Consider the following 22,801-nt stretch of genomic DNA (forward strand, 5'->3'; position numbering starts at 1 on the left):
ATGAAGGACATGACGGTGGAGTCGGTCGGCTGGCGCCGGCTCGACCCTCGCATGCTCCTGGTCAACCTGCGCTGGCTGGCTCCGCCCCTGGGCATCATCGCGCTGACCGCGCTGGCCTCGGGCGGGGTGACCTGGGAAGATCACAAGCTGCAGATCGTCTCCGCCCTGCTGTTCGTCTACCTCACCTGCAGCGAGATGATCCGCTGGCGGACGACGCGTTTCCGGGTGACCGAAGAGCAGGTCGAGGTCACCTCCGGGCTGTTCTGGCGCCGCCACGTCGCGATCCCGCGCGACCGCCTGCGCACCGTGGACGTGACGTCCGGCCCGGTGCACCGGATCTTTGGCCTGTCGATCGTCACGATGGGCACCGGCCAGGCGCTCAGGACCGACCGGCGGGATCAGGTCAAGCTCGACGCCGTCTCCACGGCCGACGCGGCGACGCTGCGCGCCGACCTCCTGCCCCGCGCGCAGGACGCGCCTCCCGTGCCCGGCCCGCAACACGACGCGGCCCCGAAGCCCGTGGCGCCGCCGCCGGCGGCGGTGGAGATCGCCCGGGGCGATCCGGCCTGGGTACGGTACGCGCCGCTCAGCCCGCTCGTCTTCGTGATCGGCCTGGCCCCGCTGACCCAGGCCTACAACCTGGCCGAGCGGCTCGGCATCCCCGTGGACATCGGCGGCGCGGTGCTGGGGGCCATCGAGTTCCTGGAGAAGATGCCCGGCTGGCTGTACATCGTGTTCTTCCTCATGATGCTGATCGCCGGCGCGATCGGCACCATGCTGCTGTTCACCGAGGCGTGGTGGAAATTCCGCCTCGTGCGCGAGCCGGGCAGCGCCACCCTGCGCGTGAGCCGCGGGCTGCTCACGACCCGTTCCTTCACGCTGGAGGAGCGGCGGCTGCGCGGCGCCGAGCTGATCGAGCCGTTCATGCTGCGCTGGGGCAGGGGCGCCCGGCTCAAGGCGATCGCGAGCGGGCTGCGCCAGACCCTGGACGGCCCGCGCGGCGGCTCGGGCGCGCTGCTTCCCCCCGCCCCCCGGCGGCTGGCGCACCTGACGGCCGCGTCCGTGCTGGGGGAGCGGGAGAGCCCGCTGCTGCCCGCGCGCCTGCGGGCCCACCCCCGGGCCGCGCTGCGCCGCCGGCTGACCCGCGCGGCGGTGGCCAGCGTGGCGGCCGTCACCGCGGCGGCCGTGCTCGCCGCCCTGACCGGCTGGTCCGCCGGCTGGTCGATGGCGATCGCGGCCGTGGTCGTGGTGCCGGTGTCGTTCCTGCTCGCCGCCGACTCCTACCGGTCGCTCGGGCACGCGATCTCCGGGGCGTACCTCGTGGTCCGGTCCGGCGCGCTGGTGCGCCGTACCGTGGCGTTGCAGCGCGGCGGCATCATCGGCTGGACCGTCACCCGCTCGCCGTTGCAGCGGCGGGCGGGCCTGGCCAACGTCGCGGCGACGACGGCGGCGGGGACGCTGGGCGCCTACACCATGCGGGACGTGGACTACGGCGACGGTCTCGTGGTGGCCGGCGAAGCGGTCCCCGGGTTGCTGGCGCAATTCATCGAGGTGACCGAAGAATAACGAATTGCTCAGAGTAAAGGTGAATATTCATCTCATGGGCAACATGGGAGTGGCGAGATAAATGACGGTTCTGCAGGCAGTAGGGCTTACCAAGAGATATGGGCCCGTTTTGGCGGTCAGCAACGCCAGTTTCTCCGTTCGCGCCGGTGCGATAACGGGCTTCCTGGGCCCGAACGGCGCCGGAAAGTCGACGACCTTGCGGATGTTCCTGGGCCTTGACCACCCCACGAGCGGGTCGGCGCTCATCGATGGCAAGCGCCTCGACGAGTGGCCGGTACCCGCCCGCAAGATCGGGGCGGCCCTCGACACGCAGTGCGCCCACCCCAGCCGCCGGGCCATCGACACCCTGCGCTGGGTCGCCAAGATGATCGGGGTGGATCCCAAACAGAGCGAGGTGATGCTCGAACGGGTGGGCCTGACGGAGGTGGCCGCGCAGAAGGTCGGCAGGTTCTCGCTGGGGATGCGGCAGCGGCTCGCGCTGGCCATCGCGTTGATCGGCAACCCCGAGATCGTCGTGCTGGACGAGCCGATGAACGGGCTGGACCCCGACGGCATCTCGTGGATGAAGGACCTGCTGCGGCAGTTCCGCGACCAGGGCCGCACGGTGTTCGTCTCCAGCCACCTCCTGGCCGAGATGGAGGACCTCGTGGACGACCTCGTGGTCATCGCCCAGAGCCGGATCGTGGGCAGCGGGTCGGCGTCGGCTTTCATGCAGCGATTCCAGGTGAAGAAGGTCACCGTGGTGTGCGAGAACCCGAAGCTGCTGGCGCCCGCGCTGGTCAAGGCCGGCGGCCGGGTGCAGGCGAACGGCAAACGCGGCATGCAGGTGCTCGGGCTGGCCTCCGGGCAGGTCGGGACCATCGCGCGGGACACCATGGTGGCGCTCTACGAGCTCAAGGAGGAGCGCAGCCTGCACCACGCCTTCGCGCAGGCCACGCAGGACAGATCGAGCATCAAGGGTGAGGTGGGCTAGGTGACTTTCGCCAACGTCTGTGCCGCGGAGCTGCTCAAGTTCCGTACGCTCCTGAGCAACAAGATCACGTTAGCCTGCGCCCTCGTGGGCGTGGCGGCCGTCGGGCTGCTGATGGGCTCCAACATCGGCCCCAACGGGCATCTTGTCCAGGGCGCGCCGGGCTCGCAGGCCGTCGCCTCGCCGATGCAGTTCGTGATGTTCTCGATGATGATCCTCGGCGTGCTCTCCGCGACGAGCGAGATCAGGAACGGCACTTTCCGGATCACCCTGTCCATCGCGCCGTGGAGGACGCGGGTCCTCACCGGCAAGATGGTCACGCTGGCCGCGATCGCCCTGGCCGTCACGATCGTCGGCCTGCTGATCGCGTACGGGACGTCGCTGATCACCGCGAGCGGCACCGCGTACGCGCCGCTGTCCAACGGGGGAGCCGCCACCATCCTGGCGTTCCTGGGCAGCGTGCCGCTGGTCACCGCGCTCGGGGTGGCGGTCGGGGTGCTGGTGAAGAGCACCGCGGGGGCGCTGTCCATCCTGCTGGTGTGGGCGTTCGCCGGTGAGGGGATCCTGGCGGTGGTCCTGCCGGACAACATCGACCCCTACCTGCCGTTCATGATGGTCGGCGCGGGCCCCGGCATCCTGCCGGAGGGGCCGGGGCCGGTGCTGGGTCTGGGGATCTTCGCGGTGTACGTCGCCATCGTGATCGCCGTGACCTTCTTCCTGACCGAGCGGCGGGACATCGCCTAGAGGCCGGCTCCCGACGCCGGTAACAGAAAGGAGATTGCGCTAGTAAGTGAGATGAAAGTAGAAATCAACCCTACCCAGGATAATTCCCCCTAGTCGCTCAACCTCCGCCCGGAGGGCGGCAGTCGAGCATCTGTGGTTGCACGCGATGGCGGTCGCCGTGAACCATCGCGCGTGCGCCAGGACAAAGCGGTTCAAGTAGGGGATAATTACTGGGAACGCTAGGGGGATCGTGCCGCTGATGCGCTTTGGAATCCTGGGCTTACCCGCAATCTGGCAGCAGGGCGAGGAGATCAGGCTCGCCACTAAGCGTTCGCGCGGAGTCCTGGCACACCTGCTGCTGAGCGCGGCCCGCTCCGCCTCGGTCGAGAGCCTCATCTACGCGATCTACGGTGACACGCCCACGAAGAGCGCCCGCAACCAGGTGCACCGCGGGGTCGGCGAGCTGCGGAAGTACGGCGTCACCATCGACGTGCACGACAACGTCTACCGGCTGGAGGCCGCGGAGGACAGCGTCGACGCCTTCGTCTTCCTGCGCCTGTGCGACGAGGCGCGCGCCCTGGCCGACGACGGCGATCACGCCGGGGCCGCCAGGACCCTGAGCGAGGCCCTGGCCCTGTGGCGCGGCTCGGCCCTGTCCGGCCTCGACGGCGAGGCCTTCCTCGCCGAGGCCGCGGTCTGGGACGAGCGCAGGCTCACCGCCATCGAGGCCCGCATCGACGCCGACCTCGAGCTCGGCCGGCACCGGGAGGTGATCGCCGAGATCCAGCAGCTCGCCGACCAGCACCCGCTGCGCGAGGCCTTCTGCGGCCAGCTCATGCTCGCGCTCTACCGCTCGCAGCGGGGCAGCGAGGCGCTCCAGGTGTTCGCGGACCTGGAGGAGCGGCTCAGGGACGAGCTCGGCACCGATCCCAGCCCCGCGCTGCGCGACCTCAGGACGCAGATCCTGCGCCAGGACGCCGTGCTCGAACCCGCCCGCCCGCCGGCTCCCGCCCTCGAACCGGCTCACCCGCAGGCCCCCGTGCCGCGGCAGCTGCCCGCGCGGTCCGCGCTCGTCGGCAGGGACGCCGAGCTGCGCCGGATCAGCGAGGCGATCGAGGAGCACGACCCGTGCCCCGTGGTGGTGGTCACCGGTCCCGGCGGCGCCGGCAAGACCGCGCTGTGCCTGGAGGTCGCCCACCGCGTGGCCGGCCGCTTCCCCGACGGCCAGCTCTACGCCGACGACCTGAGCAGGCCCGCCGACGTGCTGGCCGGGTTCCTGGCCGCGCTCGGGGTCGCCGCCGAGGAGGTCCCCGAAGGTCTGGGCGCGCGCTCCGGGCTGCTGCGCAGCCTGCTGGCCGGCCGCCGCGTCCTGATCGTGCTGGACGACGTGATCGGCGCCGGCCAGCTCGACCCCTTCCTGCTCGGGCATCCGGGCTGCGCCGTCATCGTGACCAGCCGCTCGCCCCTGGCCCTGCTGCACGCGGCCGTGCGGGTACGCGTCTCCGCCCTGGACCGGGCCGACGCGCTGGCGCTGCTGGCCACGGGCGCGGGCGAGGAGCGCATGGCGGCCGAGCCGGCGGCGGCCGACCGGATCATCGACCTGTGCGCCCGGTTGCCGGTGGCCCTGCGCATCGCCGCGGCCAGGCTCGCCACCCGGCCGCACTGGAGCCTCGCGCGCCTGGCCGACCGCCTCGCCGACCCGGCGAAGATCCTCGGCGAGCTGCGCCACGACGGCGAGAGCGTCCTGCCGACGTTGATGCACGGCTACGAGACGCTGCCCGCGGGCCCGCGCTCGCTGATCCGCCGGATCGGCTTCTACGGCAGCGCGGAGGTCACCGCCAGGACCACCGCGGCGCTCGCCGACGTCCCCATGGACGTGGCGGAGAACCTGCTGGAAGAGCTGGCCGAGACCCATTTCATGGTCACCCTGCGGGACGGCGAGCGCTTCCGCTGCCACGAGCTGCTGCTCAGCTTCGGCGGCGTACGGGCGCTCGCCGAGGACCGGGAGCAGGACCTGCGCATGGCCGCGCAGCGCGCGCTGGGCGGCTGGCTGGCCCTGACGGACGACGCGCACGCCTCGATGCGCGGGCTGGGCAACTCCATCCCCCGAGGCACGGCTCCCCGCTACCGCCCCCAGGGCGCGGCGGCCTGGTCGGGCCAGGGCACGGAGTGGTTCGACGCCAACCTGGACGCGATCCTGACGGCCGTGCGCCGGGCGGTCTCCTTCCCCGAGACGTGCTGGGAGCTGGCCATCGCGCCGCTCGCCCTCTACGAGGCGGGCTCGCGCTTCGACGTGTGGCTCGACTCCCACGAGCTGGCGCTGTCCAGCGTGCGCGGCGCGGGGAACATCCGTGGCCAGGCCGCCCTGCTCTACTCGCTCGGTCACCGCTCGATGCTGGTCGGCGACTACGCGGGCGCGGCCCGCCGGCTGGAGGAGGCGCTGGAGCTCTTCCAGCGCCTGGCCGACGACCACGGCCGCGGGCTGGCGCTGCGCCTGCTCGCCGATCTCGACCGGATCCGTCAGGACCTGGGCAAGGCGCGCAAGACGTACGAGGAGGCCGCCGAGGTCTTACGCAGGAGCGGCGACCCGGTGGGCGAGGCCGACGCGCTGGGCGGGCTGGCGATGGTGCTGCACAGCACGGGGGAGGGGCAGGCGTCCCAGGAGTGCCTGGAGCGGGCGCTGGCCCTGTGCCGCGAGGGCGGCAGCCTGCGCAGCGAGGCCCAGATCCGGCGGGGCGTGGCCATGTACGCCGCCAGGGCGGGCACGCCGGAGGAGGCCTATCCCGAGCTGTTGCAGGCGCTGGAGATCGCCACGTTCATCGGCGACCGGGTCGTGCTGTCGGACATTCTGCTCGACCTCGGCACCACGCGGATCCTGCTCGGCGACCCGAGGGCGGCTTACGACAGCCTGGTCACCGCCGAGGAGATCGCGAAGGTCGCCGGCGTGAAGCGGACCGCGCTCAGGGCGCGCAGGGCCCGGGCCTTCCTCAACGGCAACGGCGAGGCCACCCGGCACGCGGTGGCGCGCAACCACTAGAGCGGCCGGCCGGCGGCCCTGGGGGAGATCGTCAGAGGTCGGTCATGTTGGCGGTCGCCTCGGAGAAGGCCCGCTTCAGGCTGCGCTCCTCCGTGAGCCCCAGGAGCGCGATCCCGGCGTCACGCGCGATCTCGCCGAGCTGGATGGAGGTCAGCCCGCTGATCTCCATGCGCTGGCCCTGCATCTCCATGACCTCGCCGCCCGCGTCGATCACCGCGGCGCACAGCGGCTCGGGCTTGTCCGACAGGACGCTGATCGTCTGCGTCTGGAAGCGGTCGATGAACGCCGTGGCGGACCCGCTCCCGATGATCTTGCCGCGGGCGATCACCACCAGGTCGTCCACCAGGTCCTCCAGCTCGGCCAGCAGGTGGCTGGAGATGAGCACCGTACGGCCCTGGTCACGGAAGCCGCGCAGCAGCTCCTTCAGCCACGCGATGCCCTCGGGATCGAGCCCGTTCATCGGCTCGTCGAGCACCACGATCTCGGGGTCGCCGACCAGCGCGATCGCCAGCGCGAGGCGCTGCCGCATGCCGACGGAGAACTTCCCGGTACGCTGGCCCGCCACCGCGCCGAGCCCGACCCGGTCGAGGAGCTCCTCGGCGTGGTACGCGGGCACCCCCGCCAGCCAGGCCGCCCACCGCACGCTGTCGATCGCCCGGCGGGAGGGATGCACGCACTGGGTGTCGAGGACGGCGCCGACCTTGCGGCTGGGGACGGGCCACTCGCGCAGCGGCTTGCCGTCGATGAGCGCGGCGCCCGAGGTGGGGTGCGTGAGGCCGAGGAAAAGTCGCAGCATGGTCGACTTGCCGGCGCCGTTCGGTCCGAGGAAGCCGGTGATGGCGCCCGGCCTGATCGCGAAGCTGGCATCGTTGATCGCCGCGACCGAGCCGAATCGCTTCGTCAGGCTCACTGCCTCCAGCATCGGCCGCATGCTCAGCGCAGCTCTCGCTCGCTGAGCCCGCGTGCTGAACGCCGGGGTAACATGCGCACGATTCACCCGTTTTCGCAGTAGCTGTGTGGTAGATCTTGCCATTGGGGCCAAATGTAAACACCGGGCTACACAGCGTGTCAATACTGTAGGAATGCGACGAGCGGCGGGCGGGCGAACGTCCTGGTCCACGGCCCGGACGGCAGGGGGCTCGACGGCGGGGGATCGGGACTCGCGGGTCGCCAGCGTGGATCTCGACATGGGCGAGGCCTCCTCACGTGGGGTGTACACGGGATCTGGCCCAGATGTCGTGATGGAGACGAGGCCAGCCAGTACGGTCGGTCACGTGCGTTGAGCGGTGAGCATTACCCACTTGTGGATCGATCGTATCTTTGTGTGCCCGAACATCTGACTTTTGCTCATTTAGCTCGCTGCTGTTGACGTGTCAGGACAGATTCCCCATTTCGCGGATCTGGCGTACATGGGAAGATGTCCGCCGCCGAGGTGCGGGAGGAGAGACCAGTGCGTCATGTGGTGACGGTGGGAGTGGCGATCGCCGTGCTGGCGACCGGCTGCGGCGGGCTGAGCCCGTCCCCGGCCCCGACCGCCGCGCGGACCACGGTACCGACTGCTGTGCCGGGTGACGGGGGCGTGGTCTCCCTCACCTTCGACGACGGGCTGGCCCGACAGGAGCAGATGGCGCAGGAGCTGACCGAACGCGGGCTGACCGGCACGTTCTACGTCCACAGCACCAGGACCAAGGCTTCCGGCTATCTCGACCAGCCCAAGCTGGCGCGGCTGGCGCAGGCGGGGCACGAGATCGGCGGGCACACCCGTACCCATGCCAGGCTGCCGGAGCTCCATCCCGACGAGCAGCGCCGGGAGGTGTGCGCCGACCGGTCGGGGCTGGAGGCCATGGGCTTCACCCCGAGGTCCTTCGCCTATCCCTTCCACGCGGTCAGCGCGGCGGCCGAGTCCGTGGTGCGGGAGTGCGGTTACAACAGCGGCAGGGGCCGGGCCGGGGCCGCCGCGGAGCGGATCAAGCCGCGGGACCCGTACAACCTCAACACGCCGCTCGCGGTCGGCGCGAGCACCACGCCCGCCGAGATCCAGCAGTACGTGATCGCGGCCGAGCAGCGCAAGACCTGGGCGATCCTCGTCTTCCACGACTACTGCGACGACTGCGGGCCGCTGGGGGTCAAGCCGGCGGTCTTCACCGGGTTCCTCGACTGGCTGAAGGGGCGCGAGATCCCCGTTCGGACCGTCGGTGACGTCATCGGCGGCGACGTGCGGCCCGTGCCGCAGATCAAGGCCCCGTCGATCGTGCTGAACGCCTCGCTCGAGAACTACTTCGGCAAGGAGGGCATCCCCGACTGCTGGCAGCTCGACGGGCGGTCCAAGACGGCGACGTTCGGCCGGGTGGCGGGCGCGCACACCGGGCGCTGGGCCGGCCGGATCCAGGTGACCGGCGGCGATCCGAAGCAGCTCAGGCTCGCGATCAAGCAGGACGACGGCGACTGCGCGCCCCGGGCGGGCGCCCTGTCGGTCTGGTACACCTCGACCGCGCCGGTGCGGTTCACCGTCAGCAGGCGGACGGGCGACGGGGTGTGGACGCCCTGGGCGGACGGCCCCGTCTTCCCCGCCACGACGTCCTGGCGGCAGGCCACCTGGAAGCCCCCGGCGGCGCGGGCCGCGGGGGTCAGCTTCGGCCTGGTCCTGACCGCGCCGGGCCAGGCCACTTTCGACGACTTCGCGCTGCGCTGAAGCCGCCGGCTTCGCGTTGGGCCGAAGCCGCCCGGGGTCAGGCGACCTTCGCCGACTTCGCGCTGCGCTGGAGCACGTTGCGGAAGGCGGCCAGCGCGTACTCGGTGTGCGTGCGCTCCCTGACGAGCTGCGCGGTGCTCAGCAGGGCGGCGCGGAAGCCGGCGTCCGACAGCGCCCTGAGCGCCTTGTCCGCCGCCTCCGCGTAGGCGCCCGGCGGGTAGAGCGCCTCCTCGGGGAGGATCTCGGGCAGCGCGCCCACCGCGGGCGCGATCACGGGGCACCCGCGCACCAGCGCCTCGGCGACCGACATGCCGAACGACTCGTCGGTCGTGGTCGAGACGGTCAGCCCGCCGTTCGTCCCGATGGCGGAGTAGAGGGCGGGCATCATGTCGTAGTCGACGCGCGGCAGCCAGCGCGCCGAGCCGAGCGCGGGCGAGGTGGCGAGCTTGGTGGTCAGCGCGGACACCTCGCTTGCCGGGGCGGTGTACCCGCCGACGAGCAGCGGCGTGACGCCTGGGCGCGCCGCCGCGATCCGGTCGAGCAGGTCGGCGGCGGCCCGCCAGCGCTTGTGCCCGTCCAGCTTGCCGATCCAGGCCACCGGGGAGGAGCCGAGCGCGGGCGGGACGGTCTCGGCGTACCAGCGCTCGTCCAGGCAGTTGGGCACCACGCTGATCGGGGAGAGCCCGAGCGCGCCCAGTTTGCCGCGCATGTACTCGCTGACGGTCACGATGTGGTCGGGCCGGACCGCGAGGTCGCCCAGATACGACAGGTTGGCCGTGGTCGTGTGCACTTCCAGGATCAAGGACCCGGGCGAGCCCGCGCGCTGCCACGCCGACAGGAAGCTGGGGCTGTCGATCACGACGAGGACGTCCGGCTCGGCCTCGCGGATGGCGGCCTCGCGGGCGTCGTCGGTGGCCGCCACCCTGGCCACGCCCGGCGGGAAGTGGGCCACCATGCCGTGGTCGGACTCGTAGAGCACGCCGACCTCGAACTCGGCCGAGAAATGGGTGTAGCGGTTGAGCAGCTGGGTGGACACCCCGCCGATCACACCGTAGCGGTAGCAGAACAGCACCTTCATCGGCACTCCAGCAGCGTCAGCAGACCTTCCCGGCCCTTGCGCACGACCTGCTCGGCCATCTCGGAGTACGCGTCCACCCGGCACTCCCAGGTGTTGCGCGCGAGCCAGGAACGGACCTCGTCCACGTCCAGGGCGGAGTCCATGAGCTCGGGTATGGCGGCGACGAACTCGGCCGCGGACTCGGTGACGCGCACCCCCGGATAGTCGGCGCACTGCGGGAAGTACGTGGTCAGCACCGGCAGGCCGAGATGGAGGTACTCGTAGACCTTGATCGGGTCCACGGCGTCGGCCAGCGCGCCGTTCTTGAACGGGATCAGCGCCAGCGCCCATCCGGCGCTGAGCTCGGCCAGCTCTCGATGGCCGAGCAGCCCGAGCAGGTGCACGTTCTCCGGCAGCCGCAGGTCCGGGTTCTGGTGACCGGCCAGCTCGAAGATGTAGTGCGGATAGGTCTTGGCCGCGCGGATCACCAGGTCCCAGTCGAACCACTTGTCGGTCAGGTGCCCGAAGTAGCCGATCCTGGTGGCGTCGGGAGCGCGCGGGGTCGTGGGGGCGGGGAAGGCCGGGTCGAGCGCGTTGGCGTTGACGCTCACCTTGCGGCCGCCCAGCAGCTCCATCTTCCTGGCCAGCGGCGCGGAGACCGCGGTGACCGCGTCGGCGTGCGCGACGACGTAGCGCTCGTAGCCGGGGTGGTACCACTTCGCCATCCCGATCTTGGCGAACTCCTCCCAGTCGTCGCGCGCGTCGTAGATCGTCACCCAGCCGAGCGAGGCGGCGTGGGTGAGCGTCCGCACCATCGTCTCGTGCGGGAAGGAGGCGAACAGCAGCTTCCGCTTGCCGCCGAAGTCGGCGCTCAGCACCTCGTCGAGCAGCCGTGGCGTCATGTCGATCGGGCTCTGGAACAGCAGCGGGTCGGGGTGCGACGGCCGCGGGTCCGTGTCGCGCCAGCGGTAGTAGTTGAAGAAGACCGGGCAGTCGCGGCCGAGGTAGACGCGCGTGAGGCGGATGGGCCTGTTGCCCCTGGCCTCCTGCACGAAGGTGGTGCCGGAGAACATCAGCACGACCTCGTCACCCTCGGCCGCCTTGGCCCGTTCGATCCACTCGTGCAGGCCGATCCTGAACTCCTCCAGCGGCACCGGCGCGGCCGGCACGGGCTGCGGCGCGGGCGCGGGCGGCGTCGACGGGCGCAGGACGACCGTGCGGGCCGGGGCGCCGGGGGAGGAGGTCGCGGGCCTGATCTCCAGGCGCTGTTGCGCCGGCTCCGGGCGGCCAGGGCGGCGTAACTGACGGTAGACCGACAGCATGCGCCAGGCCCGCGAGGAGCGGATCCTGGTGACCTGGTCGCGGTAGTCGGCCAGCCGGCCGGTCACCGTCTCCAGCTTGGCCCGCAGCCGGTCGTTCTCCTGCCTGAGCTTGGGTTCGAGCGCGACGAGCTTGTCCAGCCGCTGCTGGGTGAGCGCGTGCCGGTGACGCTCGCCGTTGTAGACCGTACGGAGGCGGTCCAGGGCGGCCTGCTGGTTCCGCAGCTCGTCGCCCAGCTCGGCGATCCGATCGCGCAGGCCGCGCAGCGCCTCAGCGTGCGCGGCCTCGGTCCTGCTCAGGGCCTCGCCGTGGGCCGCGGCCCCGGCGCGCAGCTCTTCGTCGTGCGCGGCCGCCGCGGTGCTCAGCTCCTCGGCGTGGGCGGCCGCCGCGGTACGCAGCTCCTCGGCGTGGGCGGCCTCCGCGGTACGCAGCTCCTCGGTCTGGGCCCGGAGGAGCGCACGCAGCTCGTCCCGCTGTGCCGTCACGGCGTCGGCCGTCTCGCGGATCGTCTCCAGGCCGGCGGTCAGCCCGTGAACCGACTCGAGGAGCCTGCTCCGCTCCGCCTCCGCGGCGCCGGCAGAGTCGCGGAGCAGGCCGATCTCGACCTCCGCCGCGCGGAGGTCCGCCCGCAGCCGGTCGCGGTCCTCGCTCAGCGCGCCGAACCGCTCCTGCAGGTCGTTCCGCTCCGTGACCGCGCCGTCCGCGATGCTGGTGGACAGCCGCCCGACGGTGTCCTGGAGCGCCGAGAGCTGGTCGAGCACGTGCTGTCCGGCCCTGCTCTCGCCGAGCTGCGCCTTCAGCTCGGCGTTGGACTCGGTGACGTCCCGGTAGAGGCGGTTGGCCCGCGTCAGCTTCTCGCGCAGCCCTTGCAGCTGCTGCTCCAGGCGTTCCTCGCGTTCGAGGAAATCCGCCTCCTCCTGGCTGAGCAGGAACGCCGGGGCGCCGAGCGGCGTCTCCCTGCGGACGACCACCGCGGCGATGTGCCGGTCCAGCGCGGTCAGCTCGCGGATCTCGAAGAGAGGCTCGATCAGCCGGCGGAAGCCGGCGCGGTAGAACGTACGCCGGTGGTCGTGGTGCGGCATCAGCCCGTGCGGCACGGAGACCAGGAGCGTCCCGCCCGGTGCCAGGACCCGATGGAGCTCGGTCAGGACCGCCCCGGGGTCCGCCACGTGCTCCAGCAGCTCCCCGGCGACCGCCGCGTCGAAGCAGCCGTCGGCGAAGGCCAGCCGGCCGCCGTCGCCCCGGACGAAGGCGAGCCGCGCGGCCACGTCGGCGGGCAGCTCGGCGGCCAGGCCCGCGGCGAAGGCGATGGCCTCCTCCTCGACGTCGACGCCCGTCACCCGCTCGCCGCGGCGAGCGGCGAGGATGGACAGGGTTCCCTGCGAGCAGCCCAAGTCGAGGATCCGTCCCGACGGGAGGTGATCCAGCAGCCAGTGCAGCCTGTTCCTGGTCAGCGCCTGAGTCTCGGGATCCACATCTATCCCGTTATAGGCACAATGGACGCGATCATGGTTCATATGGGCAGGAACCCCTGGGGAATGATCAGTGAGGGCCCGACATTACCATTTCTTGAAAAAGCCGTTAAGGGCGGTAGGCAAGGTGCTGGTGTTTCGTAAGTTCCTCATCCACGGGATCGCCCTGTGTCTCCTGGGCGGTTGCACCTCGGCGGAGCCCGCGGGCCCGCGCAAGCCGTCCTCGGTCCCGGCGGTGCAGGCCCCCGTCAGCCTCCTGCGCGAGACGGTGCCGGGTCTGCGCGTCGACGACGAGCTCTACGTGCCGCTCGACGCGCTGGAGAAGCGCCTGGGCCTAGTGGTGTCCACGGGCTCCGACGGCGTCGTACGGGCCGAGTACTTCGAGGACGAGACCCCGTTGATCGCGAAGCACGATCCGCGCGGGCCCTGGCTGCACTTCGCCGGCGTGGACGTGACCACCTGGCGGCGCATCTCGATCGGCTCGGACGGAATCCCGGTGAGCACCTACGATTTCGGCACGTTCCAATATCCCGTTGAAGTCGTCCAATACGGGATGGAGAACTACAGCAAGTGGGTCGTCACGGGCGACCAGAAATACCGTGCCAAGGCGGAGACGGTGGCCCGCTGGCTGCTGGAACACCAGGACGCCAAGGGCGGCTGGCCGGTGCCTTTCGACTACTCCTACCGGGAAGGGCTGGCGGGCGAGCTGCGCGCCGGCTGGTACTCGGGGATGGCCCAGGGGATCGGGGCCGCGTTCCTGGCCAAGATGCGCGACAAGACGGGCGAGTCGCGCTACGGCGCCGCCGCGCTGCGCGCGCTCGTGCCCCTGCGCACCAAGGTGGAGCAGGGCGGCGTGCTGCGCCGCTTCGAGGACCGCCTGGACTGGTACGAGGAGTACCCCACGCCGACCGCGACCCACGTGCTCAACGGCTACCTGTTCGCCCTGATCGGCGTGTACGACGTCGGCGAGCTCCTGGGTGACGCGACGGCCAAGGAGATGTTCCAGCGCGGGCTGCGGACCCTGGACCGGGTCCTGCCTCTCTATGACCTGTCGTACCGGACCACCTACGACCTTCTCCACTACACGCGGACGCCGGCGACGGCGCCCAACCCCGCCCGCTGGAGCTATCACTCCCTGCACGTCACCCAGCTCTCGGCACTGGACGCGATCACCGGCGGACGCTACAGCGCGATCGAGAAGCGCTGGCTCGGATACCTCGACGGCAAGGCGCTTCCCGGCAATTAGCTATAAAGTCCACTAACAGCTCTTGGGAGGTAACGAGGGATGCGTCGGTTCCTGTGGGTGTCCCTGGCCTCCCTGGCGCTGCTGGGTGCGCTCGCGACCGGCGGGTTCTTCGTCTATCAGGCCAGCCTCGACAGCGACATCGTCCGGCTGCCCGCGGCTCTGCCCACCTCCAAGGAGGAGGAGAAGCAGCGCCCGCAGCCGAAGCCGGGGCTCGGCGAGACCTGGCTCCTCGTGGGCACCGACCGCAGGGCCGACGGCACCACCACCGGCGACGACGCCAAGGCGGCGCTCTGGCAGCCCGGCTCGCAGCGAACCGACACGATCATGCTGGCGCACCTCTCCGAGGACAGCGAGCACGCCACCGTCGTGTCGATCCCGCGTGACTCCTGGGTGTCCATCCCCGGCCGGGGCCGAGCCAAGATCAACGCGGCCTTCTCCTGGGGCGGGCCCGCGCTGCTGATCAAGACCATCGAGTCGCTCACCGGCATCCGCGTCGACCACTACGCCGCGATCGACTTCAAGGGGTTCGCCACGGCGGTGGACGCGGTGGACGGGGTGGACGTCGAGGTCGCCAAGACCGTGCGCGACACCAACACCGGCACCACCTGGACGGCGGGACGCCACCATCTCAACGGCGAGCAGGCGCTGCTGTTCGTCCGGCAGCGCTACAACCTGCCGGGCGGCGACTTCGACCGGATCAAGCGCCAGCAGGCGCTGCTGAAGGCCCTGTCGGACCGGGTGCTGAGCGCCGGCACCCTGACCAACCCGGCGAAGGTCGACGGGCTGCTGCGCGCGATCACCAAGTCGGTCACCGTGGACGACGGGGTGACCCTGGCGATGCTCAGGAGCCGCCTCATCGACCTGGCCGGGCTGGGCGAGTCCGGCTTCTTCACGATGCCCACCCGCGGCACCGGCATGGAGGGCCGGCAGAGCGTCGTCTACCTGGACGAGCGCAAGACCCGGGCGCTGAGCGAGGCGATCAAGACCGACCGGGCGCGCGAATACGTCAAACAGACCGGCCCCGGCAACTCGGTGGACGAGGTCAGATAACCGCGGTCAGGCGGTCACTCGCCGCCGATGTTCCAGGCGCGTACGGTCCAGTCCGTGCCGGCGGAGACCGCGATCGTGGTCCCGCCGGCGGGACCGGCGGCCAGCGCGTACACGGGGCCGGCGTGACCGGCGATCGGCTTGCCGACGGCCGCGCCCGTGGCCAGGTTCCAGACGCGCAGCGACCGGTCGTCGCCGGCCGAGACCACCCGCTCGCCGTCCGCCGCCAGCGCCCGCACCCAGTCGGTGTGACCGGCGAGCGGGGCGCCGATGGCCGTACCGGTGATCAGGTCCCAGCGGCGCAGCGTGCGGTCCTCGCCCGCCGACACCGCGACGGGACGGCCGCCGACCACGGTGGTGGCCACCGCGAGGACGACGCCGTCGTGGCCGGTGAGCGGGGCGCCGATCTGCTTGCCCGCGGTGACGTCCCAGAGCCGCAGCTCGTGGTCCTCGCTCGCGGAGATCGCCACGGGGCGGCCGTCGACGAGCGCGGAGGCCAGCGCCCTGATCGGCTTGCGGTGCCCGGGGATCGGCGCGCCGAGCGGCGCTCCCGTGACCGCGTTCCACCTGTGCAGGCTGCCGTCCGCGCCGCCGGAGACGATGACGTCTTTGATCATCGTGACGGCGTTGACGCTGCCGCGGTGGCCGGCCAGCGGCTTGCCCAGCGCGGCCCCCGTGTCCAGCCGCCACATCCGCAGGACGCCCCCGGCGTCACCGCTGACGGCGACCGGCTTGCCCGCCACGGTGCCGGCGGTCATCGACATGACCTGGTCGGTGTGCCCGAGCAGCGGCGTGCCGATGGCCGCGCCCGTCGAGGGGTCGGACATCCTGACGGTCTTGTCCGCCCCGCCCGAGACGGCGACCGGCTTTCCGCCCACGCTCGCCAGCGCGACCGCCTTGACCCCGCCGGAATGACCCGGCTGGCCCGCGGCCGTGGCGGACGCGGTCCACCTGCCGAGGTCCCACGCACGCACGGATTTGTCCGCGCCGCCGGAGAACGCGAACGGCGCCCCGTTGACCACGGCCGCGGTGACGGCCATGACGAAACCGGTGTGCCCGGTGAGCGGGGTGCCCACCGGCTTGCCGGTCGTGTCCCAGCCGCGGATTACGCCGTCACGGCCCGCGCCCAGCAGCGTCCAGCCCGTCCCCGATTTGATCACCGCGAGCGAGATCACGACGTCGGGCAGGTGCTTGATCGTGCTGACCCGGTCGGAGGCGAGATCCCACACCCGGACCGTCTTGTCGTCGGAGGCGGAGACGACCGTGTCCGGCATGGCGGCCAGCGCCCGCACCCAGTCGGTGTGCCCGGCCCTGGCCGGGGCCGCGGGCCGGCCGGTCTGCGGGTCCCAGAGCCGCAGCACCCGCTCCTTGCCGGCGCTCACCACGACGGGCTTGCCCTTCAGCGTGGTGGTGGCGACGGCGAGGACGGCGCCGGTGTGGCCGGTGAGCGGGGCGCCGACGGGGCGGCCGGTGGTGAGGTCCCACAGGCGTACGGTCTTGTCGTCGCTGCCGGTGATCGCGACGGGCTTGCCGTCCAGCGTGGTGGTGGCGACGGCGAGGACGGCGCCGGTGTGGCCGGTGAGCGGGGCGCCGACGGGATGGCCGGTGGTGAGGTCCCACAGGCGTACGGTCTTGTCGTCGCTGCCGGTGACCGCGACGGGCTTGCCGTTCACCGTGGTGGTCGCCACGGCCCGCACCCAGTCGCCGTGGCCCGTCATCGGCCCTCCGACGGGCTTGGCCGTACGCGCGTCCCACTGCCGGAGCGTGCCGTCCTCGCTGCCGGTCACCATCACCGGGCGCCCGGCGACCGTGGCGGTGGCGACGGCGGTGACCGCCGCGAAGTGGCCCGCGGGCCGCCAGCCGATGGGGGCGCCGAAACCGGTGACCGGCGCGGAGGCCGGGGAGATCGCCGGCGCCGAGACCAGCTGCGGCACCACCACCGCGCCCGCCCCGCCCAGCGCCACCAGCACCGCCGCCGCGGCCGCGAGCCGCCGCGCCCGGCGGCCCGGGGGCGGCGAGAGGGGCGTCGCGCCGGTGGGCTGCGAGAGCGGGTCGGGCGTCACGGGGTCCGCCGGCGGGACGGTGACGGGGATCGAGACCGGAACCGAGTCGGGCGGCGCGAAGGGCACGATCGGGGAGTCCGGCGGCACGAACTGCACGACGGAGGGCGTGAACGGCGCCGGGCGCGGCCCAGGACGCGGCAGATCGGCGGGGTCGGGCACGGACGGCGGGCCGATCAGGGAGTTGAGCACCTGGCGCGCGGTCGGCCGCCGTTCGGGCGTGCGCACCAGGCAGGAGGCGATGATCGAGCGCAGCGGCTCGGTGATCCCGCTGAGGTCGATCTCATCCTGGCGCAGCGTGATCGCCATCGCGGCGATGGTGTTGCCGCTGAAGAGCGGCCGGCCCAGCGCCGCGAAGATCATCGTCAGGCCCCAGCTGAACAGGTCGGAGGCCGGGGTGACCCGGTCACCGGCGAGCTGCTCAGGAGACATGTACGCCGGCGTGCCCAGGACGCCCGTGATGGTCACGGTCTTGTCGTCGAACCCGCGGGCCACGCCGAAGTCGATCACGTAGGGCCCGTCCGGGCCGAGCAGGACGTTGCTGGGCTTGAAGTCCCGGTGGACGATCCCCGTGTTGTGGATGGACAGCAGCGCGGTGGAGGTGTTGACGGCGAGCCGGGTGAGCGCGGAGGCGTCCAGCGGCCCCCGGGCCAGCACGTGCTGCTGGAGCGACTCTCCAGGGATGTATTCGCTCACCATGTAGAGGCGGTCGTCGCAGATCCCGTGACCCAGCACGCGGACCGTGCAGAACGAGGCGACCTTGGACGCGACCTCGATCTCGCGCTGGAAGCGGAGCCTGGACTCCACGTCGTCGGCGTTGACGGACGTCATGATCTTGATCGCCACCTGGCCGCCGTCGTCGTCGACTCCGAGCAGCACCGTCCCCTGGCCGCCCTCGCCGATACGGCCCGTGATCCGGTACCGGTCCACGGACCTGGGATCTCCAGGCTTGAGAGGCTGGATGTCCGGCACGAGACTCCTGGCGGGGGGGAATATGGCTAATCCGATCATAGGGGCCACAAGGTCCACCCGGCAGAGATGGCGCAGCGCGTGCTCAGGTGGTGATGGCCTCGGACTCCATGTCGGCGATCGTCCACTCCTCCACCTCGTCCAGATGGACGGCGGCGGCCTGCTGGGCCGTGGTGGCGTCTCTGGCCGCCATGGCGTCGAGGATCTCCAGGTGGCGGCGGGTGGAGCCGGCGATGCGGTGCGGGCCGGTGGCGCCGAGCACGCGCAGCCACTGGACGAAGGGCTCGGTGGAGGTGCGGGCCTTGATGAGCCGGGCGTTGCCGGTGGCGGCGACGATCTCGTTGTGCAGGCGGCTGTCGCTGGCGAAGAACGGCTCGTAGTCGCCGCGCTCGGCCCGCTGGAGCGCCTCGACGGCCTCCGCGCGCAGGTCGGCGATCTGCTCCAGGGGCATGGCGGCGGCGGCGATCCCGGTGGCGACCCACTCGATGCCCTTGCGGAGCTGGCAGACCTCGTGGACGTCGGCGACGCCCGGCCGGGCGACGAAGGTGCCCGACCGGGGTCGCGTGACGATGAGCTGGTCGTGTTCGAGACGGGCCAGCGCCTCGCGGACGGGGGTCCTGGAGACGCCGAACTCTGCCGCGACCGCCTGCGGGTCGAGCCGTGCTCCGGGCGCGTAGGCCCCGGTGGTGATCCGGTCGCTGAGTATCCCGTAGAGCTGGTCCGCGATCGAGTCCACGACTAGGGATGAGCCCTTCGCCAGAGGCGGCACTTATGTCTCCCTTTATGCGAGTGTGGGGCGGCTAGGCGATCAGATTAGCCGCGCGGAGCGCCGTGGCGATGCGCTCGCGCTCGGCCGGGCTCGCGGGGGCGAACGGCTTGCGGGGCAGCCCGCCGTCGCGGCCCTGCAGCTGGAGCGCGGCCTTGAGGGTCGCGGGGAGGTTGGGGCCGTCGATCGCCCGCCACACCGTGAGGATACGCTCGTGCAGCTCGCGGGCAAGGGCGTGGTCGCCGGCCTGTACGGCGTCCCAGAGCTCGACGCTGAGCCGCGGGGTGACGGTGGGGATGGCGGCCAGGGCGCCGTGCGCGCCGAGCATGAAGGCCGGGTAGTGCAGGTCGTCGAGCGCGGCCAGGATGGTGAACCGGTCGCGCACCCGGGCGAGCAGATCGACGAGCAGGTGCATGTCGCCACCGCTCTGCTTGACGGCGACGAGCTGCGGCACCTCGGCGAGCCGCTCGATCACGTCCACCGGCACGAGCGCCCACGGGACCACGTTGTAGAGCACGATCGGCAGGTCCACGGCCTGGCCGATCTCGCGGTAGTACGCGACGGTCTCCTCCGCCGACGGGGCGAAGACGTAGTGGACGGGGGTGATCTGCAACGCGTCCACGCCCACCTCCTTCAGCGCGAGGGAGTAGCGGATCACCTGGGCCGTGGAGTTCTGGATCACGCCGGCGATCACGGGCACACGACCGGCCACCTCCTCGACGACCACGCGGCAGATCGCCGTGCTCTCCTCCAGCGACAGGGTCTGGCCCTCGCCGGTGCTGCCGCACGCGCAGATGGCGGTCACTCCCGCGTCGAGCAGATATTTGACCTCCGCGCGAAGCAGCTCGAGGTCCACTTCGTCGTTGTCGTCGAAGGGCGTGACGACGGTGGAGATCATCCCGTGCAGATCCAGCATTAAGACTCCTCGTCCCGGATGTTGCGGTCTCGTTAAATCTAGTGTCTGATATATCAGACTACCAGAAGGGATGCCGATGGACAGCTCGATAGACAGCGCCACCGCACCACCCAGGCCCGCTGCCGGTCAGACGCCGTTGAGGCGCGTCGTGTGGGCCAGCGCGCTGGGCACGACGGTGGAGTACTACGACTTCACCCTCTACGCCACCACCGCGGCCCTCGTCTTCAACGACGTCTTCTTCCCGGCCGAGACGCCGCTGGTCGGGACGCTGGCCGCGTTCGCCACGTTCTTCGTCGGCTATCTCGCCCGGCCGCTCGGCGGCCTGATCTTCGGGCACTTCGGCGACAAGCTGGGCCGCAAGAACGTGCTGATCATCACGATGCTGATGATGGGCGCGGGCACGTTCGCCATCGGCCTCATCCCGTCCTACGACTCCATCGGCGTCGTCGCGCCGCTGCTGCTGGTGCTGATCCGGCTGGTCCAGGGGCTCGGCATGGGCGGCGAGTACGGCGGCGGCGTGCTGATGGCGCTGGAGTACAGCCCGCGCGAGCGGCAGGGCCTGTCCACGTCCCTGGTGCACATCGGCACCCCGGCCGGAGTGCTGCTGCCGGTCGGCCTGGTGACGCTGCTCGACGTCGCGCTGCCCGACGGCGCGTACGAGTCGTGGGCCTGGCGGCTGCCGTTCCTGCTGAGCATCGTCCTGATCGCGGTCGGCTTCTACATCAGGCTGCACCTGAGCGAGAGCCCCGAGTTCGTCAAGATGCGCGCCGAGCGCGAGGTGCGGACGGTGCCGGTCAAGGAGCTGTTCGGCCGGCACGTCGGCAACGTGGCGCTGTCCATCCTGGCCAAGATCGCCGAGAGCGGGCTGTTCAACGTCTACTACGTCGTCGCCATCGCGTTCGTCACCACCGAGCTGGGCCTGCCGCGCGGGCCCGTGCTGCTCGCGGTGCTCATCGCCTGCCTCGCGGAGTGCTTCACGCTGCCGCTGTTCGGCGCACTGTCGGACCGGGTGGGACGGCGTCCGGTCTACATCGCGGGCGCGGTGTTCCAGGCCGTGCTGGCGGTGCCGTTCTTCCTGCTCGTGCAGACCGGCGACTTCGCGCTGACCACGATCGCCATGGTGCTCGGGCTGGCGGTGGGGCACGGCTCGATGTACGGGGCGCAGGCGGCCCTGTTCGCCAACCTCTACCCGGTGCAGGTCCGCTACACGGGGCTGTCGGTCACCCAGCAGGTGGGCGCGACCCTGGGCGGCGGGCTCGCGCCGCTGGCGGGCACCGCGCTGCTGGCGGCCGGGGGCGGGCACTGGACCTGGCTGGTCGCGTACATGATCGGGATCGCCCTGGTGTCCAGCGTGGCGGCCGGCCGGCTCGGCAGCGGGGAGGTGCGCCCGTGAGCGGCCTGTTCCTTCCTGAGGACGACGCGGTCACCCCGGCGCTGCGCGGTTTCGCCCGCGCCCACGCGGGCCTGGTGGAGCTGAGCGAGGACCCGGCCTTCCTGCGCGCCCGCGACCGTGACCCGCGCCGCGCCGTCGGCCTGGTCTCCGGCGGCGGCTCGGGACACGAGCCGCTGCACGCGGGCTTCCTGGGCCGCGGCATGCTCGACGCGGTTGCGCCCGGGCAGGTGTTCGCCTCCCCGCACAACCGGCAGGTGCTGTACGCCAGCCGGGCCGCCGCCGGTCCGGGCGGCGTCCTGCACATCGTCAAGAACTACACCGGCGACCGGATCAACTTCGGCATCGCCGCCGAGCGCCTGCGGCTCGAAGGCATCGAGGTCCGCCGGGTGCTGGTCGACGACGACCTGGCCACCGACAGCGCGCAGACGGCGACCGGCCGGCGCGGCACCGGCGCCACCGTCGTGGTGGAGAAGCTGCTCGGCGCCGCCGCCGACGAGGGGCGCGGGCTGGAGGAGCTGGCCGGGCTGGGCGCCGCCGTCGCGGCGGCCTCGCGCAGCCTCGCCGTCGCCTCCCGGGCGCAGACCTCGCCGCACACCGCCGCCCCGGCCTTCGAGCTGGGTACGGGCGAGCTGGAGTACGGCGTCGGCATCCACGGCGAGCGGGCGGCCAGGACGATCGAGCGGCCCCCGCTGCCGCGACTGCTCGCGCGCATGCTGGACGAGCTGCTCGCCGGGCTCCCGGCCGGCTCCGACGACCTGCTGGTCCTGGTCAACGGGCTGGGCGCGACCACCCAGCTGGAGCTGTACGGGATCTTCGAGCACGTGGCGGAGGACCTCGGCGGGCGCGGGCTCGGCGTCGCCGAGTCGCTCGTCGGCACGTTCGTGCCCGCGCTGGACATGGCGGGCTTCTCCATCACCTTGACCCGGCTCGACGAGGGGTGGCGCCGCTGGTGGCGGGCACCCGTGTCGACGCCCGCGTTCCCCGTTCAGGAGGCATGATGACCGGCTCAGAGGTGCTGCGCCGCTACGCCGCCGCCGTGGCGGACGCCCACGCCGAGCTGACCAGGCTGGACCAGGTCAGCGGCGATGGCGACTTCGGCGACAACCTGCGGTCCGGGCTGGAACGGGTGCTGGCCGAGCCGGGGGAGGAGCACGGGTTCGACGTGGCGGGCCGGATCTTCCTCGACGAGGTCGGGGGGACCAGCGGGCCGCTGTTCGGGCTGCTGTTCAGCGAGCTCGGCCGGGCTCTGGAGGAGGATCCGCGCGCCGGCTGGGCGGCGGGGGCGCAGGCCGGGCTGGCCGCGATCCAGCGGGTGGGCGAGGCCGAGGTCGGCGACCGTACCCTGGTGGACGCGCTCGCGCCGGCGGTGGCCGAGCTGGTGCGGGGCGGCACGTTCGAGCAGGCCGCCCGCGCCGCCGCGGAGGGGGCGCGCGGCACGGCGGAGCTGGTCGCCCGCCGGGGCCGGGCCAGCTACGTCGGGGACCGGGCGCGCGGCGTGCCCGACCCGGGGGCGGTGGGGGTGGCCCTGCTGTTCCAGGCGCTCGCGGAGAGCTCCTGACCCCGCCGT

Annotated in this window: 16 protein-coding genes; 10 read left to right on the forward strand and 6 right to left on the reverse strand. The window is 71.9% G+C overall.

Going from position 1 to position 22,801, the window contains the following annotated elements:
• From ETD85_RS09605 to ETD85_RS09620, 4 genes are all read left to right on the forward strand, one after another.
• Positions 1 to 1,566: a PH domain-containing protein gene (locus ETD85_RS09605; protein WP_240779062.1), complete on the forward strand. Its 1,566-nt coding sequence runs from the start codon at positions 1 to 3 to the stop codon at positions 1,564 to 1,566.
• Positions 1,567 to 1,627: 61 nt separating this feature from the next.
• Positions 1,628 to 2,539, forward strand: coding sequence for an ABC transporter ATP-binding protein (locus tag ETD85_RS09610; protein WP_138689274.1), 912 nt, complete (start codon positions 1,628 to 1,630; stop codon positions 2,537 to 2,539).
• Positions 2,540 to 3,280, forward strand: coding sequence for an ABC-2 transporter permease (locus tag ETD85_RS09615; RefSeq protein ID WP_138689275.1), 741 nt, complete (start codon positions 2,540 to 2,542; stop codon positions 3,278 to 3,280).
• Between the two features lie 238 nt (positions 3,281 to 3,518).
• Entirely contained in the window at positions 3,519 to 6,296 is a 2,778-nt protein-coding gene (locus tag ETD85_RS09620; RefSeq protein WP_138689276.1) for an AfsR/SARP family transcriptional regulator, read from the forward strand.
• 31 nt (positions 6,297 to 6,327) lie between these two features.
• On the opposite strand, the gene ETD85_RS09625 is transcribed toward ETD85_RS09620, so the two are convergent.
• Positions 6,328 to 7,218 (reverse strand): ABC transporter ATP-binding protein, encoded by an 891-nt coding sequence (locus ETD85_RS09625; RefSeq protein ID WP_170246599.1) that lies wholly within the window; start codon positions 7,216 to 7,218, stop codon positions 6,328 to 6,330.
• A gap of 528 nt (positions 7,219 to 7,746) precedes the next feature.
• Between ETD85_RS09625 and ETD85_RS09630 the strand changes: the two genes are divergently transcribed.
• Positions 7,747 to 8,988 (forward strand): polysaccharide deacetylase family protein, encoded by a 1,242-nt coding sequence (locus ETD85_RS09630; protein ID WP_170246600.1) that lies wholly within the window; start codon positions 7,747 to 7,749, stop codon positions 8,986 to 8,988.
• Positions 8,989 to 9,025: 37 nt separating this feature from the next.
• Here ETD85_RS09630 and ETD85_RS09635 read toward each other — a convergent pair whose 3' ends face one another.
• Positions 9,026 to 10,066: a glycosyltransferase family 4 protein gene (locus ETD85_RS09635; RefSeq protein ID WP_170246601.1), complete on the reverse strand. Its 1,041-nt coding sequence runs from the start codon at positions 10,064 to 10,066 to the stop codon at positions 9,026 to 9,028.
• Positions 10,063 to 12,840: a methyltransferase domain-containing protein gene (locus ETD85_RS09640; RefSeq protein ID WP_170246602.1), complete on the reverse strand. Its 2,778-nt coding sequence runs from the start codon at positions 12,838 to 12,840 to the stop codon at positions 10,063 to 10,065. The genes ETD85_RS09635 and ETD85_RS09640 overlap by 4 nt, the downstream gene beginning before the upstream one ends.
• A gap of 130 nt (positions 12,841 to 12,970) precedes the next feature.
• Between ETD85_RS09640 and ETD85_RS09645 the strand changes: the two genes are divergently transcribed.
• Complete coding sequence (locus tag ETD85_RS09645; RefSeq protein WP_138689281.1) at positions 12,971 to 14,083, forward strand: D-glucuronyl C5-epimerase family protein; 1,113 nt, start codon at positions 12,971 to 12,973, stop codon at positions 14,081 to 14,083.
• A gap of 39 nt (positions 14,084 to 14,122) precedes the next feature.
• Positions 14,123 to 15,133 carry an LCP family protein gene (locus ETD85_RS09650; RefSeq protein WP_138689282.1) on the forward strand — a complete coding sequence of 337 codons (1,011 nt, stop codon included), beginning with the start codon at positions 14,123 to 14,125 and terminating at the stop codon, positions 15,131 to 15,133.
• A 14-nt stretch (positions 15,134 to 15,147) separates the two neighbouring features.
• Here ETD85_RS09650 and ETD85_RS09655 read toward each other — a convergent pair whose 3' ends face one another.
• The 3 genes from ETD85_RS09655 to ETD85_RS09665 all read right to left on the reverse strand — a co-directional run bounded on the left by ETD85_RS09655 (position 15,148) and on the right by ETD85_RS09665 (position 19,841).
• A complete protein-coding gene (locus tag ETD85_RS09655; protein ID WP_170246603.1) occupies positions 15,148 to 18,162 on the reverse strand; it encodes a protein kinase domain-containing protein in 3,015 nt (1,004 codons plus the stop codon).
• Positions 18,163 to 18,244: 82 nt separating this feature from the next.
• A complete protein-coding gene (locus ETD85_RS09660) occupies positions 18,245 to 18,895 on the reverse strand; it encodes a GntR family transcriptional regulator (RefSeq protein ID WP_138689284.1) in 651 nt (216 codons plus the stop codon).
• Between the two features lie 64 nt (positions 18,896 to 18,959).
• On the reverse strand, positions 18,960 to 19,841 hold the full coding sequence (locus ETD85_RS09665) for a dihydrodipicolinate synthase family protein (RefSeq protein ID WP_138689285.1): 882 nt from the start codon (positions 19,839 to 19,841) through the stop codon (positions 18,960 to 18,962).
• Between the two features lie 76 nt (positions 19,842 to 19,917).
• Here ETD85_RS09665 and ETD85_RS09670 point away from each other — a divergent pair, with 76 nt between their 5' ends.
• Genes ETD85_RS09670 through ETD85_RS09680 form a run of 3 tightly spaced genes read left to right on the forward strand, consistent with a single transcriptional unit; the run spans position 19,918 to position 22,792 of the window.
• A complete protein-coding gene (locus tag ETD85_RS09670) occupies positions 19,918 to 21,234 on the forward strand; it encodes an MFS transporter (protein WP_138689286.1) in 1,317 nt (438 codons plus the stop codon).
• Positions 21,231 to 22,232 (forward strand): dihydroxyacetone kinase subunit DhaK, encoded by a 1,002-nt coding sequence (locus ETD85_RS09675; protein ID WP_138689287.1) that lies wholly within the window; start codon positions 21,231 to 21,233, stop codon positions 22,230 to 22,232. Before ETD85_RS09670 ends, ETD85_RS09675 begins: the two co-directional genes overlap by 4 nt.
• The gene (locus tag ETD85_RS09680; RefSeq protein ID WP_138689288.1) at positions 22,229 to 22,792 is read left to right on the forward strand and encodes a DAK2 domain-containing protein; all 564 of its coding nucleotides are present in this window, start codon (positions 22,229 to 22,231) and stop codon (positions 22,790 to 22,792) included. Before ETD85_RS09675 ends, ETD85_RS09680 begins: the two co-directional genes overlap by 4 nt.
• The last annotated feature ends 9 nt before the right edge of the window (positions 22,793 to 22,801 follow it).

Origin of the sequence: Nonomuraea zeae, assembly GCF_005889725.1 — a bacterium.
Classification (GTDB): Bacteria; Actinomycetota; Actinomycetes; order Streptosporangiales; family Streptosporangiaceae; genus Nonomuraea; species Nonomuraea zeae.

Coding starts and splice junctions, on each gene's coding strand:
- ETD85_RS09610 (WP_138689274.1), top strand. CDS start 1,628: ATGACGGTTCTGCAGGCAGTAGGGCTTACCAAGAGATATGGGCCCGTT.
- ETD85_RS09620 (WP_138689276.1), top strand. CDS start 3,519: ATGCGCTTTGGAATCCTGGGCTTACCCGCAATCTGGCAGCAGGGCGAG.
- ETD85_RS09605 (WP_240779062.1), top strand. CDS start 1: ATGAAGGACATGACGGTGGAGTCGGTCGGCTGGCGCCGGCTCGACCCT.
- ETD85_RS09665 (WP_138689285.1), bottom strand. CDS start 19,841: ATGCTGGATCTGCACGGGATGATCTCCACCGTCGTCACGCCCTTCGAC.
- ETD85_RS09635 (WP_170246601.1), bottom strand. CDS start 10,066: ATGAAGGTGCTGTTCTGCTACCGCTACGGTGTGATCGGCGGGGTGTCC.
- ETD85_RS09670 (WP_138689286.1), top strand. CDS start 19,918: ATGGACAGCTCGATAGACAGCGCCACCGCACCACCCAGGCCCGCTGCC.
- ETD85_RS09625 (WP_170246599.1), bottom strand. CDS start 7,218: ATGCTGGAGGCAGTGAGCCTGACGAAGCGATTCGGCTCGGTCGCGGCG.
- ETD85_RS09680 (WP_138689288.1), top strand. CDS start 22,229: ATGATGACCGGCTCAGAGGTGCTGCGCCGCTACGCCGCCGCCGTGGCG.
- ETD85_RS09650 (WP_138689282.1), top strand. CDS start 14,123: ATGCGTCGGTTCCTGTGGGTGTCCCTGGCCTCCCTGGCGCTGCTGGGT.